Source organism: uncultured Ruminococcus sp. (assembly GCF_946415235.1).
GTDB lineage: Bacteria > Bacillota > Clostridia > Oscillospirales > Ruminococcaceae > Ruminococcus.
This window is the reverse complement of record NZ_CAMKRR010000020.1, coordinates 23,757-39,558: the sequence shown is the minus strand read 5'-3', so window position 1 is coordinate 39,558 and position 15,802 is coordinate 23,757. Positions and strand designations below refer to the sequence as shown.

Sequence of the window (15,802 nt, the reverse complement as noted above, 5' to 3'; positions counted from 1 at the left end):
AAGCTTTTTGACAGCATACCGAATCTGCTCCGCAGAATGTGTCCTGTAATGCTCATGAGCCCGATCTCTGTGGCTCAGTATATAGATCCGTCTTATCCGAAGTTCGACCTTGTTATATTCGACGAGGCTTCTCAGCTCCCCACCTGTGAGGCTGTGGGAGCTATCGCAAGAGGCGAGAACGTAATAGTTGTCGGTGACCCGAAGCAGCTTCCGCCTACGAGCTTCTTTGCTTCAAATCAGGTTGACGAAGAGAACTACGAAAAGGAAGACCTCGAAAGCGTGCTTGATGACTGTCTTGCACTTTCAATGCCGCAGAAGCATCTTTTGTGGCACTACCGTTCGCGTCATGAGAGCCTTATCGCATACAGCAACTCGAAATACTACGAGAACAAGCTTTATACCTTCCCGTCCCCTGACGATCAGGTATCGGAGGTAAGCTGGGTACACGTTGAGGGCTATTACGACAAGAGCTCCACACGAACAAACAAAGCGGAGGCACAGGCGGTCGTTGAGGAGATATGCCGCAGACTCAGGGACGAAAAGCTGAGAAAGATGAGTATCGGCGTAGTTACGTTCAGTCTGCCTCAGCAGAACCTTATCGACGATATGCTCATGGACGCTTACCGTGACGACCCTAAGCTTGAGGAATATGCAAACGAGATGTATGAGCCCATACTCATCAAGAACCTTGAAAACGTACAGGGGGATGAGCGTGATGTTATCATGTTCTCTATCGGATACGGTCCAGACAAGGACGGAAAGGTATCCATGAACTTCGGTCCGCTTAACCGCGACGGCGGCTGGAGACGTCTTAATGTTGCCATATCGCGTTCAAAGTGTAAGATGATAGTATTCTCTGTCATTACTCCCGATATGATAGACCTTTCACGTACCCGCTCGGACGGAGTTGAGGGGCTCAAAGGCTTCCTTGAATTTGCTGCAAAGGGCAGGAGTGCACTTCCCGTAAGGGCAGGCTCCAAAAACATCTCCGAGGGCTTTGAGACAGTCGTTGCGGAAGAGCTCGGAAAGCTCGGATATAACTGCAAGTGCAGTGTAGGCTGCTCCGACTATAAGGTAGATGTTGCTGTTGTCAATCCCGATAAGCCCGATACATATATCATGGGTATCAGCTGCGGAAACGAAGCATATTTCCATAACGGTACGGCAAGCGACAGAAGCCTTTCGCAGCCGTCTGTTCTCAGGGGACTTGGCTGGAACGTCATGAGCGTATATATAATCGACTGGCTCGATAATAAGGAAAAGGTACTCGGAAAGATCAAAGCCGAGATAGACGCAGCTGTTGAACGCTACAGAAATCCTGATAACGCCCCGAAGTCTGAGGAGAAGAAAAAGCAGGAGCTCGTATTCGAGACAGAGGAAGTTAGCAGCTTTGCGGAGAGCTTTGACGAATTTAAGGCGTTCAGGATAAAGGCTCTCGGAACTTCCGAAAACTTCAATGAAGCAGCTTCCGCTAAGATAACAAAGTGCATAAATGACATTCTTGCGGCAGAAGCTCCCATGAACAAGAAGAGCCTTGCTAAAAAAACATTCTCATGCTGGGGTATATCACGACCCGGTGCGAATATGAAAGCTCTGTTTGAAGCTGCTTTTGAAAAGGCAGAGGCAAAGGTGACAACAGCAGGCGAAAACGAATACGTATGGCTCGGTTCTCAGATACCCGAGGAGTACGATAAGTGCAGGACTGTCTACAAGAACGATGAAAAGCGCGATATCGACGATGTAGCACCCGAGGAGATAGCAGTGGGCATCAGGGAGATAATGTCGCGTCAGGTGGCAATGGCTCGTGAGGACCTGCTTCGTGAGGTGGCTCATCTCTTTGGCTTCACAAGGATAACCCCTTCACTGGAGACCTCGGTATCCCTTGGCATAAAGGCGGCTAAGAACCGCGGCTGGGTAGGCTTTTCCGAGGACGGAAGAGTTTCCTACACAGGAAATTGATTTTTACGGAGAAAAAAATTGAAACGACTTTTGATAATCATAGGAAAAATTATTGTAAAGCTTCTTAAGCTCATGCACAGGAATGCGGGAAATCTTCCCGGTATCGTTCTGTGGCATCTGTCGAGGCACAAGGCGGTCTCAATGTTTAAGGTGGACTGTCCCATAATCGCTGTTACGGGAACTAACGGAAAGACATCCGTTACAAACTGCATAGCACAGCTTTTTGAGCGGAGCGGCAAAAAGATAATAATTAACCGCGAGGGAAACAACCTCGATACGGGCATATGCTCAATGCTGCTGAAATACTGTGATATGTCGGGAAAAGTCAAGGCTGATATGCTGATACTCGAAACCGATGAATCGCACGTACCTGTAGTATATTCGCAGCTTAAGCTGGATACCCTTGTGGTGCTGAACTTCTTCCGCGACCAGCTTGACAGAAACGGCGAGATGGAAACGCTCATACAGAAGATAAACGGCTTCTGCGAGACCTTTGAGGGAAATCTTATACTCAACGGCGATGACCCGAATACAGCCCGTCTCGGAAGAGCAAATCCTAACAATAAGAATGTAAAATATTTCCATGCAGAGCCCTATGCCTTTGCAACTAAAAAGATATTTGAAGCCTCGGAGGGACGTTTCTGTCCCTTCTGCGGCGAGCCTCTTGAGTATGAGTATTACCAGTATTCGCACATAGGTAAATTCATCTGCAAAAAGTGCGGCTTCGGCGATTATGAGCCGTATATCACCGCAAAGGATATCGATCTTGAAAAGCCTGTGTTCACTGCGGACGGTCATACCTATTCGCCAAAGCTCAACAGTATATACAACGTCTATAATATGACTGCTGTGGCAGCTGCGGCAAAGCTTTATAATATCGACCGGAAGATCACTGACGGGGTTATCAGCAGCTATACCGTGAAAAACGGCCGTATGGAGAACTTTATGCTGGGCAGGAGCAAGGCTACTCTCAATCTTGCCAAAAATCCCGTGGGAGCAAATATGACTCTCCGTGTCATGAACGAGATGCAGGGTGAAAAGGAGCTTCTTTTCGTATTGAACGACAATATTGCCGATGGACTTGATGTTTCATGGATATACGATATCAATTTCAGCATTTTCGAGCGGGTAACAAGAGTTGTTGCCTCGGGCACAAGAGCTTACGATATAGCTGTACGTATAAAGACGGCAGGCTACGATCCCGAAAAGATAGCAGTTTGTCCCGATCTTGACAAGGCTGTTGAGGAACTGGCAAGCACAGAGGGACGAAAGTTCATAATCGCCAACTATACCGCGGTACAGCCCACAAGGAGCGCTCTTAGGCGCTATATATCAAAGCATGGAGGTAAACAATGAAAACAATAAAAATTCTTCATATGTATGCCGATATGCTTGACCTTTACGGCGACAGCGGAAATATGGAGGTCATTTCCTTCCGCTGCAAAAAGAGGGGCATAGACTGTCAGATCGACAAGTACTCAATTGATTCCGAAATGCCTGATTTCAGCTCCTATGATCTCATATATATCGGCGGCGGAGCCGATCTTGAACAGCAGCATATCTCCGCAGATCTTCTCAAATGCAGGGATGGCATAGTCAAGGCGTATAAAAACGGTACGTTCCTGTTCCTTATATGCGGCGGCTATCAGCTTATGGGAAAGTACTACCGCGACGCTGACGGGAACGATATAAAGGGACTCGGACTTTTCGACTATTTCACGGTAGCTCCCAACAGCCGCAGAAAGCGCTGTATCGGCAATATAGTTATAGAAACAGATATAACAGGAAAAAAAGTCAAGGTTCTGGGCTTTGAAAATCATGGCGGACAGACGCAGGGTGTAAAAAATCCTTTCGGAAGAGTGCTTTACGGAAACGGAAACTGTTCAAAAAGCGAGACGGAGGGCTACTGTGAAAAGAATGTAATAGCGACTTATCTTCACGGTCCCTGCCTTTCAAAAAATCCCGAGATATCGGACTACATGATAGAGTACTGTATAAACAGGGGAGAGAAGGATCATATTGCTCTTGAACCTCTTGATGACACTCTCGAAAAGGAATGCAGACAGGTAATGCTTGACAGACTGCTGAAAAAGTAAGTAGAGAGTAGTGAGTAGAAAGTAGTTTAGGGGACGGCTGCCTCGCCGTCCCATGTGTTCGTAATGTATTTCGTGGAACGGCGGGGGCGCCGTTCCCTGCAAGCAAACGGCTAAAGGCTAAAAAAGGCAACAGAGAGTTGCTTGTTTTTCACAAGGACTGTGGTATAATGTAGTTGAGGTGATCTTATGGAAACCAAAAACGTAATACTTGAACTCAGAAACAAACGCGGAATGTCACAGGAAGAGCTTGCCGAAAAGGTCTTTGTGACCCGTCAGGCTGTATCACGCTGGGAAACAGGCGAAACTATACCAAATACGGAGACCCTGAAGCTTTTATCACAGCTTTTTGATGTATCCATCAATGAGCTTCTGGGCTCGCCGAGAAAGCTTGTATGCCAATGCTGCGGAATGCCGCTGGACAACAGTCTTATCAGCAGGGAAAAGGACGGTTCTTTCAACGAGGACTACTGCAAATGGTGTTATGCGGACGGAAATTATACATATCATGATATGGATGATCTCATTGATGTCTGTGTAAAGCATATGACGGGAGAGGGCTTTTCCGAGAAACAGGCCCGCTCATACATGAAGGATATGCTCCCGAAGCTTGATTACTGGAAGCAGCACAAGGAGCTTCAGGACGGCGGAGAGTTTGAGCGCTTTAAGAAGCAGCTGATTGATGAGTTCAACGCTCTTGGGATCGAGGGTATGCCGAAGGTGGAAAAGCTTAACGCTCTTGTGGGAGCCTATGTCAACATCGCTTATCCAATGCCAAACGGCTGCGCTGTGAAGCTTCTTGACGATAACGCTACATACCTCGGAAATCAGTTTGAGATCAGTGATGAGAGATGTATCGGGATACTTGCAAACGCTGATTTCCTGCTGGTATCCTCTTACGGAAAGGACGGCGCCGAGCCTGAACTGCTGCTTTACAAGAAAAGGACAAAATAAGTAAAAACGGACAGCTATGCTGTCCGTTTTGTCATTTTTATGTCGGCTTCTCCATAGAATATAACAGTAAATCCTGGAGGAAGCTATGTTCATAAAAAGTAAGATAGTACGTGATACTGCACTGCTGACGGCAATGCAGCTGTTTCTCGATACCGCAGCTCTGCTGCTGAATGTTTTTATAACAAAGCAGCTCGGTACATCTGCAATAGGGATACTGAGCCTTATGGGGGCATTTCTCGGACTTGCGGGTATACTTTCCAACGGAAATGCGTTCATATGCACGAGCCGCCTTATCTCCGAGGAGCTCGGTAAGCCCGGCGGTGACCCAAATGGTATACTTCTTCACGGCATAAAGCTTTGTCTTGTATTGAGTGCGGCTGTATCGGCTGTTATAATGACCTTTTCGGACAGTATCAGTCTAAGATTTTTCAGCGGAGCTCATATGACAGCGGCGATACGCTTTATGCCGATCGCCCTTGTTACGGGAGCTGTTTCTGCCTGTATAAAGGGATACTTCAATGCCTGCCGCAAAGCTGCTGTGACGGCTGTGGGGGATATTATCGAATTTGCAGCAAGATGCGGCGTTATCGTCGCCTTTTCGACTTTCAGGGGAGTTGCTGGCGAGGACGCGGTCTGCGGCATCATGATCGGCGGAATAATCGCAGGCAACTGTGTTTCAATGCTGTATCTCGGGATATCTTACATTTTAACTCACAGAAGCTTCAGCGGGAAATGTTCTCTCAGCTTTCGTGAATATACCGCATACTCTCTGCCAATAATGGGTGGAGGGATACTTACAGCTGTGCTGAGCAGCACAAATGACGCGCTGATACCCATATGTCTGCGGCAGTACGGAGACTCTGCAGGAGACGCACTGAGCAAATTCGGCATCTTTGAAGCGATCGTCATTCCGACACTGTTCTTTCCGTCGGTAGTTCTGTGCTCAATGGCGGGGATAATAGTAAGTGAGGCAGCAAGAGCTGCCGCAGCTGGCAACAGACAGCGGATTAGATGCTTTACGGAACGGCTTAAAGCGTGGACTCTTATGTTTTCCGTTTTTTCGGCAGCTGTTATCATGAGGTTCGGCGGTATGATAGGGGAGAAGCTCGGAGGCGGAGAGCTTGCGGGGCAGATCATAACCATGATAGCTCCCGTAATACCGTTTATCTATATGGAAATAGTCCTTGAAGCTCTTATAAAGGGGCTTGGGCTCCAGAGCTTTTCATCGGCGAATTACCTTATGGAATATTTAATACGCATTGCGGCTGTGCTTATACTTATACCTCGCATCGGCTTTTTCGGAGTTGTTATTTCCTATTACTCAAGCAATATATTTGGGAACTGTATGAGGTTCGTAAAGGTGATAAAGGTGACGGGAGCCCGAGCGGCACTTTGTGGAACAATGGTATTCCCCGTAATACTGGCATTTGGAACAATGTCGGCTGTTGAACTGTTTTTTAGATTAACGAATACAGGAACGGACAGTATCCACGAGGCTTTGTTTTTCGGTATAATATGGGGAGGAGCATATTTTGCTGTGTTCTCCGCATTAGGAAAAGTAAAGCTTTTTAGTAAATGCGGAGAAGAAGTTTTTATTGATAATGCACAACAAACTGTTAGCCGCGTAATATGAAATGTAGAAAATTTTATGTTGGTATTGCAATTTTTTTATTAATGAATTATAATAATTGTATGCCGTGGATATAAGACGGAAATACCATTTAAGAGGAGAAACTTTGTCATGAAAGAATATGATGTAAACAAGGTAAAAAACATAGCATTTGCTGGCCATAACGGCTCGGGAAAAACTTCTCTTGCTGAGGCAATACTTTTCAAAGCAGGAGCTTCCGATCGTCTCGGCAAGACTGCTGACGGCACAACTGTTTGTGATTATGATCCTGAAGAGATCAAGAGACAGATATCTATCGGTACTTCTCTTGCTTCATTTGAATATAACGATTTCAAGGTGAATATACTTGATACCCCGGGATTATTCGATTTTGCAGCGGAAATGATCGAGGGTATTAGAGCTTCCGATACCGTAATGATTACCGTATCGGCAAAGTCGGGCGTTAAGGTCGGCGCAAGAAAGGCTTACGAGGAAGCTGTTAAGCAGGGCAAGTCCAAGATGTTCGTGGTTACAAAGATCGACGATAAGGACGCTAACTTCTTCAACGTGCTCACAGAGCTCAAGACCGTGTTCGGTCCTACAGTATGCCCTGTTGTTGTTCCTGTTGTCAGCCACGGTGCTATCGTTGAATACGTAAATCTCATTGAGATGAAGTGCTATAAATATGACGCTAAGGGCAACGCCATCGAGACTGAAATGCCTACAGCTGAGATATCCGAAAAGTTCGAGTACCGTGTTGACGGACTTGTTGCAGCTGTCTCAGAGGCTGTTGCAGAGACCTCCGAGGAGCTTATGGAAAAGTTCTTCGAGGGCGAGGCATTTACTCAGAAGGAGCTTATCGACGGTATCCACGACGGTATGAACAGAGGTATCATCACTCCTGTGGTTTGTACTTCTGCTGCTGATCTCGCAGGCATTGATATGCTTCTCAAGGAGATAGAGCTTCTGCTCCCGTCGCCTAATGAGGTATATGCTGCCGAGGCGTACACTCCCACAAAGGATGTTGTAGAGGTAAAATGCGATGTCAATGCACCTCTCTCGGCATTTGTCTTCAAGACTGTTGCTGATCCTTTCGTAGGCAAGATGTCATTCATCAGGGTTATGTCGGGCAAGCTTTCTTCAAACAGTGAAGTTATGAACTCAACATCGGGTTCAAGCGAGAAGATAGGCAAGCTTTACTCACTCTGCGGAAAGAAGCAGACAGAAGTTCCCTGCGCTTATGCAGGCGATATAGTTGTAGCTTCAAAGATAAGCGCAAATACAGGAGATTCACTGGCTGATCCTTCAAAGGTAGTCGAATTCGGCGGTATGGAGTTCCCGAAGCCATGCTATTCAATGGCTGTAAAGGCTAAGGCTCAGGGCGATGAGGCAAAGATATCAACAAGTATCCAGCGCCTTATCGAGGAAGATCCTACTCTGACATATGTTCAGGACGATACTACAAAGGAGCAGATACTCAGCGGTCTCGGCGAGCAGCATATCGAAGTCGCAGCTGCAAAGCTCAAGAGCAAATTCGGTGTCGACGTTAACCTTACAGTTCCCAAGATAGCATATAAGGAGACTATCCGCAAGAAAGTAAAGGTACAGGGCAGACACAAGAAGCAGTCCGGCGGTCACGGTCAGTTCGGTGACGTATGGATAGAGTTCGAGCCATGCGTAAGCGATACACTTGTATTTGAAGAGAAGATATTCGGAGGAGCTGTTCCGAAGAACTACTTCCCCGCAGTACAGAAGGGACTTGAGGAAAGCGTAAGAAAGGGCGTTCTCGCTGGCTGTCCCGTTGTCGGACTTAAGGCGATACTAGTTGACGGCTCTTACCACCCTGTTGACTCTTCGGAAATGGCGTTCAAGACTGCTGCTTCCATAGCTTACAAGGAAGGCCTCAGACAGGCTGATCCTGTAATGCTCGAGCCCATCGGTGAGCTTAAGGTAACAGCTCCCGATGATAATACAGGCGATATCATGGGCGAGCTCAACAAGCGCAGAGGCAGAGTGCTCGGTATGGAGCCTGTCGGCGCAGGTAACACTGTAATACAGGCTGAAGTTCCTATGCGTGAGATGCACGATTTCGCTATGTATCTCCGTCAGACCACAAGAGGTCTCGGAAGTTTTACCTTCGATTTCGTAAGATACGAGCAGCTTCCTGCAAACCTTCTTACAGAAGTTATCTCTTCTGTGGGAGCTGAAGAATAATAAAACCATAAGGCTGCCGTGTTATCGCGGCAGCTTTTTTATGTCCGTATGGGGCTTGATTTATTATTATCAATGTGTTATAATATTCTTTGAATTTAAAAATATGAAAGAAGTGTTGTTCACATGACAAAAATCACTATCTTCTCAGGCTTTCTCGGTGCGGGAAAGACCACTCTCATAAAGAAGCTTATTCAGGAGGGCTATAAGGGTGAAAAGCTCGTGCTCATCGAGAATGAATTCGGTCAGATAGGTATTGACGGTGGCTTTTTGCAGGATGCAGGCGTTGAGATAACTGAAATGAACTCGGGCTGTATCTGCTGCAGTCTCGTCGGCGACTTCGGCAAGGCTCTTGAAAAGGTACTTGCAGATTATGCACCCGACCGTATACTTATCGAACCCTCGGGCGTCGGAAAGCTCAGCGACGTTATCCGCGCAGTTCAGAATATCAATGCTCACGATGTCGAGCTTGACGGCTTTACCACAGTTGTTGACGCAAAGAAGTACAAGATGTATATGAAGAACTTCGGCGAGTTCTTTGATAATCAGATAACATACGCAAGCTGTCTCATACTCAGCCATACAAGCGGTCTTACACAGGATAAGCTTGATGAATGCGTAAAGAGCCTGCGCGAGAAGAACCCTGCCGCTCCTATAGTTACTACCGAGTGGGACGATCTCACAGGAAAGCAGATAGTTGATGCCATGACGCAGAAAAATACTCTCGATGATGAGCTTAAGGAGCTTCTTGAGGAGGCTGCACATCACGATCATCACCACCATGACCATGACGACGAGCATGAGCATCACCACCACGACCATGATGAAGAGCATGAGCATCACCACCACGACCATGATGAAGAGCATGATCATCATCACCACGACTATGACGACGAGCATGAGCACCATCATCACGATCACGGTCCCGACTGCAACTGCGGCTGTCACGATCATGACCATGATCACGAGCATCATCACCACCATGCTGATGAAGTATTCACAAGCTGGGGCAGAGAGACTACAAGAGCTTATACTCCCGAAGAGATACAGTCAGCCCTTGAAGCCCTCGGCAATGAGGAAAAGTACGGCATGATACTCCGTGCAAAGGGTATAGTTGCAGGTACTGACGGCAAGTGGATACACTATGACTATGTACCGGGAGTTCCCGATGTCCGCTGCGGAAGCGCAGGCACTATCGGCAGACTCTGCGTTATCGGCTCAAAGATAAACGAAGAAGCAATTGCCGAGCTTTTCAAGGCTTGATCGAAAGGAGCTTTTACCGTGCCTGATCAGAATGATGTAATCCCGATATACCTGTTTCTCGGCTTCCTTGAAGCTGGAAAGACGAAATTTATACAGGAAACTCTTGAGGACAAGCGTTTCAACAAGGGCGAAAAAACTCTCCTGCTGATATGCGAGGAGGGCGTTGAGGAGTATGATATCTCACGTATGCCCAAGAAAAACATTGTTACTCACGTTATTGATGATAAGTCAGAGTTTACAATGGAGAACTTCACAAAGCTGCTGAAGGACAGCGGCGCAGAGAGAATAGTTCTTGAGTATAACGGTATGTGGCTCATGGACGATCTGTACAAGGCAATGCCCGATGATACCACGATCGCTCAGGTCATGGTCTTTGCTGATGCGACTACCTTCAATAATTACAATGCAAATATGAGAAGCCTTGTGGTCGACAAGCTTAATGCAGCCGAAATGGTGATTTTCAACCGTTTCGATGAAAAGTTTGATCCCAATGAGTACCATAAGATAGTAAGAGGCGTAAGCAGAAGCGCTGAGATAGTATATGAATACACTGACGGAAGAGTTGCTTACGATGATATTGAAGATCCGCTCCCGTTTGATGTGGAGGCTGACGAGATAACTGTCGAGGACAAGGATTTTGCCCTCTGGTACAGGGATATAATGGACGATCCTTTCAAATATGACGGAAAGACAATGCATTTCAAGGCTCTTACCGCTAAAAATGATAAGTTCCCCGCAAATACCTTTGCAGTCGGCCGCCATATCATGACCTGCTGTGTCGAGGATATCCAGTACTGCTGGCTGGCAGCTCAGGTGGATGACGGAAACGAACCCGCAAACAAGAGCTGGATAAACGTTACGGGAAAGATAAGCGTGCAGAAGCACAAGCTCTACCGCGGAAAAGGTCCGCTGCTCCTTGTGAGAAGCATAGAAAATGCGGAAGCTCCCGAGCAGCCCGTAGCAACATTTTATTGATAAAAATGCTCCCTAGATAAGGGAGCATTACTTTTAACACCACTTTCAACATCTTGTTGAAATATAATTCCACATATCAAAAATAATTAGTGAAATAATGTATTATTTATAGACTCATAAAAAATATGCTATATCCAATTTATCCGTTCTCTGATTGATTCTTTTTAGGAGATCAATACCTTTTTGTATTGAGGACTCGAATGGCGTTGAGTATACATATCATAGCAGCTCCCGAATCGGCAAATACTGCAAACCACATATTCGGGTGTCCGAGAAGTCCGAGGAGTATGACGGCAGCCTTTACCGCAAGAGCAAATATAATATTCTCATACGCTATCCGAAGTGCCTTATCGGCTATTTTCTTTGCTTTAACCACGGATTCAGGCTCGGAGTTCATAAATACAGCATCTGCGGCTTCAAGTGCAAGGTCTGAGCCGTTCTGCATAGCTCCGCCTACATCTGCTCCTGCAAGTACGGGACCGTCGTTAAATCCGTCGCCTATGAACATGACAGCTCCGTTTTCTTTTCGTATACGTTCGATCTCCGCAAGCTTTCCGTCGGGAAGGAGCTCACCCTTTACTGAGCTTATACCTATCATTTCCGCAACGGCTTCGGCGTTTTCCTTTTTATCTCCTGTAAGCATTACTGTTTTTATGCCGAGAGCTTTGAGCTTGGAAACAGCTGAGGAAGAGGTCTTCTTTATTGTATCCGAAACTATTATCCTGCCCGAAATAATTCCGTTTACCGCAATATAGACTATGCTTCCCACAGGGATATCCTCATTCGGGATCGCTATCCTGTTTGCGGACATAAGTTTTTCGTTGCCGCAGAGTACGCTTTTGCCGTTTATCACTGCCGAAACGCCGTGACCGGCTGTTTCTGCGGAGTTTTCGGGAGTATACATAGCTATATCATGGCTTCGGCAGTATTCAACGATACTTTCTGCCACAGGGTGAGTCGAGCACTGTTCGCAGCTGCCGCTGAGGGACAAAAGCTCGTTTTCGCTTATATCGCCGTATGTTTTGATATCGGTGATGCTGAAGCTTCCGTTTGTGAGCGTTCCTGTTTTGTCAAAGGCTATTACTTTGACTTTACCGAGAGCTTCTATAACATTGCCGCCTTTGAAAAGTATTCCCAGCTTTGAAGCTGCTCCGATACCCGAGAAATAAGTGAGGGGAACGCTGAGCACAAGGGCGCAGGGACAGCTTATTACAAGGAAAGTGAGGGCGGAATATACCCATTTGCTCCAGTATCCAGTAATAAGTGAGGGGATTATCGCGGTAAGCAGAGCAATTGCTATAACTATAGGTGTGTATATCTTTGAAAAACGTGTTATGAAGCGGTCGATGTGAGGCTTCTCCGCGGAAGCAGTCTCAACAGCCCGAGCTATTTTTGAGATCATGGAGTCGGAGGCTGCTGCTGTCGCACGCAGAGTAAAGGTTTCCGAAAGGTTTATGCAGCCTGAAAGCACGCTGTCGCCTGTTTGTACAGTAAGAGGTACGGGTTCGCCGTTTACTGCGGAGGTGTCGATCCTTGATCCACCCGACTCTATCACTCCGTCGGCAGCTATTCTTTCGCCCGGCTTTATACGCAGGATATCGTCTATCTGTATCTCATCCGAATGAACGGTGATATACTCACCGTCACGAAGCACTTCCGCTTCTGTGACCTTGAGGTCGGCAACGTCCGTGATAGCTTTGCGGCTTTTTGAAACCGCGTAATCCTCAAATAATTCACCGATCCTGAAAAAAAGGACTACTCCCACGGCTTCGGCATATTCTCCGAGGGCGAATGCGCCTATAGTCGCAATGGTCATAAGGAAGTTTTCGTCGAAAAAGTTCTTTGACCTTACATTTTTGATCGTAGCAATTATTATATCGTATCCGAGCACAAGGTATGCGGCTGCGAACAGGACAACCGAAACTGTCTTTATATCAAGCAGTTTGCTGCATATCAGTGCAGCAGCAAAAAGGATTATACCTGCAACAAGTGTTATGACCTCGCTGACAGGGAATAAATGCTCATGATGATGTTCAGCGGCATCATGATGTTCATGTTCATCGCAGCAACATTCATGGTCATGATGATGACCGTGTTCGTGCCCGTGTTCATGATGCTCGTGACTGTGGTGTGAGTGATGATGTCCATGAGCGGCAGGGGAGATGACAACGCCTGCTTCAATGGAATTTGCGGTCTCATTTATCTTTTTCAGCAGCTCATCGTTGACTTCTCCGCGGATCCTTATCTTTTTAAGCGGAAAATTGAGAACTGCCGATTCGATCCCCTCGATCCTGTTTATGGCGGCTTCGATCTTTGCACCGCAGTGGGCGCAGTCGAGGTTGTCTATGATATAATCTTTTTCCATACTATCACTTTCCTTTACAACATATGAACAACTGTTCATATGTATAGTATAGCATATAAAAAAGCGTTTGTCAATACATTTATGAGCTTTTTATTGAATTAACGGAAACGATATGATATAATGAATGAAAAAGCATCATTTATAATGTATCATAAAGCACTTGTTTTTTATGCCAAAAAAATTTTTTTGGATCATTTCGTCTTTTTTGGTTCCTGAAATCACTTATTTATGAAAGCTTTCAAAAGGATAACGAGTTATACGCTGCAAGCGGCATTGAATGCTTGATAATGCAAAGGAGTGAGAAAGTGGAAGCCGATATAAAGACCCTCGCCGGAGGTGACGGACAAATTATTACAGTTTTTACTCAGAAAAAGGATACAGGTGATACAGGAAATACTGTAAATCAGCTGATATCGGAATGTGCACAGTCAAAGGGAAGTCTTGAAAAGCTTTACGTTATGTTCAAGGACAGCGTTTTTGCGGTAGCATACAGTATAACTCAGGATTATCATCTTTCCGAAGACTGCGTTGCGGAAACATTTGTAAGACTAACTCAGGTCAAGCGCTTTTCCGCCTCAAAGGGGGACGGAAAAGGCTTCATTCTCACTGTAGCACGCAATGTTGCGCTGGAATATCGCCGTAGATTCAAGCGAGAGGTGGCAAACGACATTATTCAGAACTACGGCGATGATGAAAGGACTGTGGAAGACAGTATTTACATAAATCAGCTCCTGAAGCAGCTGAATGACCAACAGAGACAGACAGTGGTGCTAAAATGCTGTGCGGATATGACCTTCAAGCAGATAGCGAAGGTAATGAAATGTCCCGAATCGACAGTGAAATCAAGGTACAAGAAAGCACTTTCAATTTTAAAGATAAAGGCAGGTGACGATGAATGAAAAATGATGATATAAGGATCGAGTCTGAGCTTGAAAAGGAACTTAAGGAAAGAATGAACGGCCTTTCCGCAAGAGTGAATTGCTTTGAAAAGATATCAGAACGTGCTTTTCCGAGCAATGAGACAGATTTTGAGGTCGTTGTAAGCGATGTTGAGAACGTATCCGGCAGATTCAAATCTGCGCCTGTATTGAAAATTGCAGCCGCTGCTGCTGCGGCAGTGGCTATTATAGCGGTTATCCCCCGTACTGCTGCATTTCAGAATTTTCTTGCCGATGTAAACGAGAAAAGAGATACAGATTTCTATTCCATAGTCAGAGAAATAGAGACCGAGACTAAGACCAATACTTACAGGACATACGATATTGCTCTCAGCGATTATGCGAAATACAACATAATGGTCAATCCTTTCTGTAAGTGTCCTTTCAGGATTGATGAAGAGACCCCTGACGCAAGGGTACGCTTATTTGTAAGGACTTATAACGATGTTCAGACCGATCAGATGTATGCGGTGGAGTATTCGGGGGAGTACAAGAACAAGAATTTTATCGCTGCTGCCGAAACAGCCGTAAAGTTTACGGATGAGGAGCTTGCATCGGTGGGGATGTATGATATGTATGATAATTATAAAGAAGATGTTTCCTCATCGGAGACATTTTTTCGGAGTATAGTGGACAATACTGTAGAAAACAACTTTTTTACCGACAGATACGGAGAAATGACAGGTGAAAACGGCACTCAGCTCACAGCCGCGGCATATTCGTTTTATTCGACTTACAAGAGCGAAAACGAGGTCGCAAGATATGGGACTGAGATTATTTACTTCAAAAATGATGATGATACAACTTATTATTATGATATATCTGTGGGTAGTGACCATGAGATTACGTGGGAGCGTTCACTGTATACGGATGATTCAAGTGCTCTGCCGACGGATGAAGCAAATGATATATCAATGTTCAGGAAAATTGATATTGATGAAGGTTCATATGAGGTGAGCGATTCCACCCGAAATAATAAATTCGGATACTATGAGCCGTATAATTCGTCTGAAAGTCCTGCTGCCGATGATAATTTCAATACATTAAAAATCGTTTATAACGCTTTTGACAGGCCTTTTGTAACTCCTTTATCACAGGAAGGCAAGAGCTCCCTGAGGATATACATACCTGTAGTTAATTTTATGAGTTTTGATTCGCAGTTGGACCCTACTATAAATATCACCATCGACGAAAACGGAAGCTCATTTAAAATACACAATCGTGATCTTAGGGGAAGTGATATGATAAATCTGCATAGGGACGATCCAACAGAGGAGCAAACAGAGTATCAAGATGATGCCTTATTTGATTTGGCAAGAAGCTATAGCGGCAGTTTAGATTTTTATGGCGACGATGAAATGCATAACTATGTAATACAGGTTGATCCGGGCAAAGATTTTGAATTCAGCGTTGAAAGCGGCGACTTCAAATAACC

Annotated in this window: 11 protein-coding genes; 10 read left to right on the top strand and 1 reads right to left on the bottom strand. The window is 45.7% G+C overall.

Going from position 1 to position 15,802, the window contains the following annotated elements:
• The 8 genes from Q0R37_RS06380 to Q0R37_RS06345 all read left to right on the top strand — a co-directional run.
• The coding region (locus Q0R37_RS06380) for an AAA domain-containing protein (protein ID WP_294752569.1) at positions 1 to 1,959 on the top strand (1,959 nt) is incomplete at its 5' end.
• Between the two features lie 18 nt (positions 1,960 to 1,977).
• The gene (locus Q0R37_RS06375) at positions 1,978 to 3,315 is read left to right on the top strand and encodes a Mur ligase family protein (protein ID WP_294752568.1); all 1,338 of its coding nucleotides are present in this window, start codon (positions 1,978 to 1,980) and stop codon (positions 3,313 to 3,315) included.
• Positions 3,312 to 4,055: a glutamine amidotransferase gene (locus Q0R37_RS06370; protein ID WP_294752566.1), complete on the top strand. Its 744-nt coding sequence runs from the start codon at positions 3,312 to 3,314 to the stop codon at positions 4,053 to 4,055. Before Q0R37_RS06375 ends, Q0R37_RS06370 begins: the two co-directional genes overlap by 4 nt.
• Before the next feature lie 186 nt (positions 4,056 to 4,241).
• Positions 4,242 to 5,006 (top strand): zinc ribbon domain-containing protein, encoded by a 765-nt coding sequence (locus Q0R37_RS06365; RefSeq protein ID WP_294752564.1) that lies wholly within the window; start codon positions 4,242 to 4,244, stop codon positions 5,004 to 5,006.
• Between the two features lie 85 nt (positions 5,007 to 5,091).
• Positions 5,092 to 6,639 (top strand): polysaccharide biosynthesis C-terminal domain-containing protein, encoded by a 1,548-nt coding sequence (locus tag Q0R37_RS06360; protein ID WP_294752562.1) that lies wholly within the window; start codon positions 5,092 to 5,094, stop codon positions 6,637 to 6,639.
• Between the two features lie 108 nt (positions 6,640 to 6,747).
• The gene (locus Q0R37_RS06355) at positions 6,748 to 8,829 is read left to right on the top strand and encodes an elongation factor G (RefSeq protein WP_294752559.1); all 2,082 of its coding nucleotides are present in this window, start codon (positions 6,748 to 6,750) and stop codon (positions 8,827 to 8,829) included.
• A 123-nt stretch (positions 8,830 to 8,952) separates the two neighbouring features.
• The gene (locus Q0R37_RS06350) at positions 8,953 to 10,089 is read left to right on the top strand and encodes a GTP-binding protein (RefSeq protein ID WP_294752557.1); all 1,137 of its coding nucleotides are present in this window, start codon (positions 8,953 to 8,955) and stop codon (positions 10,087 to 10,089) included.
• An 18-nt stretch (positions 10,090 to 10,107) separates the two neighbouring features.
• Positions 10,108 to 11,064 carry a GTP-binding protein gene (locus Q0R37_RS06345; RefSeq protein WP_294752555.1) on the top strand — a complete coding sequence of 319 codons (957 nt, stop codon included), beginning with the start codon at positions 10,108 to 10,110 and terminating at the stop codon, positions 11,062 to 11,064.
• A 172-nt stretch (positions 11,065 to 11,236) separates the two neighbouring features.
• Here the strand turns inward: Q0R37_RS06345 and Q0R37_RS06340 are convergent, their stop codons facing one another.
• On the bottom strand, positions 11,237 to 13,429 hold the full coding sequence (locus tag Q0R37_RS06340; RefSeq protein ID WP_294752553.1) for a heavy metal translocating P-type ATPase: 2,193 nt from the start codon (positions 13,427 to 13,429) through the stop codon (positions 11,237 to 11,239).
• 305 nt (positions 13,430 to 13,734) lie between these two features.
• Between Q0R37_RS06340 and Q0R37_RS06335 the strand changes: the two genes are divergently transcribed.
• Positions 13,735 to 14,328: a sigma-70 family RNA polymerase sigma factor gene (locus tag Q0R37_RS06335; protein WP_294752551.1), complete on the top strand. Its 594-nt coding sequence runs from the start codon at positions 13,735 to 13,737 to the stop codon at positions 14,326 to 14,328.
• Positions 14,325 to 15,800: a hypothetical protein gene (locus tag Q0R37_RS06330; RefSeq protein ID WP_294752549.1), complete on the top strand. Its 1,476-nt coding sequence runs from the start codon at positions 14,325 to 14,327 to the stop codon at positions 15,798 to 15,800. Before Q0R37_RS06335 ends, Q0R37_RS06330 begins: the two co-directional genes overlap by 4 nt.
• Positions 15,801 to 15,802: the final 2 nt, after the last annotated feature.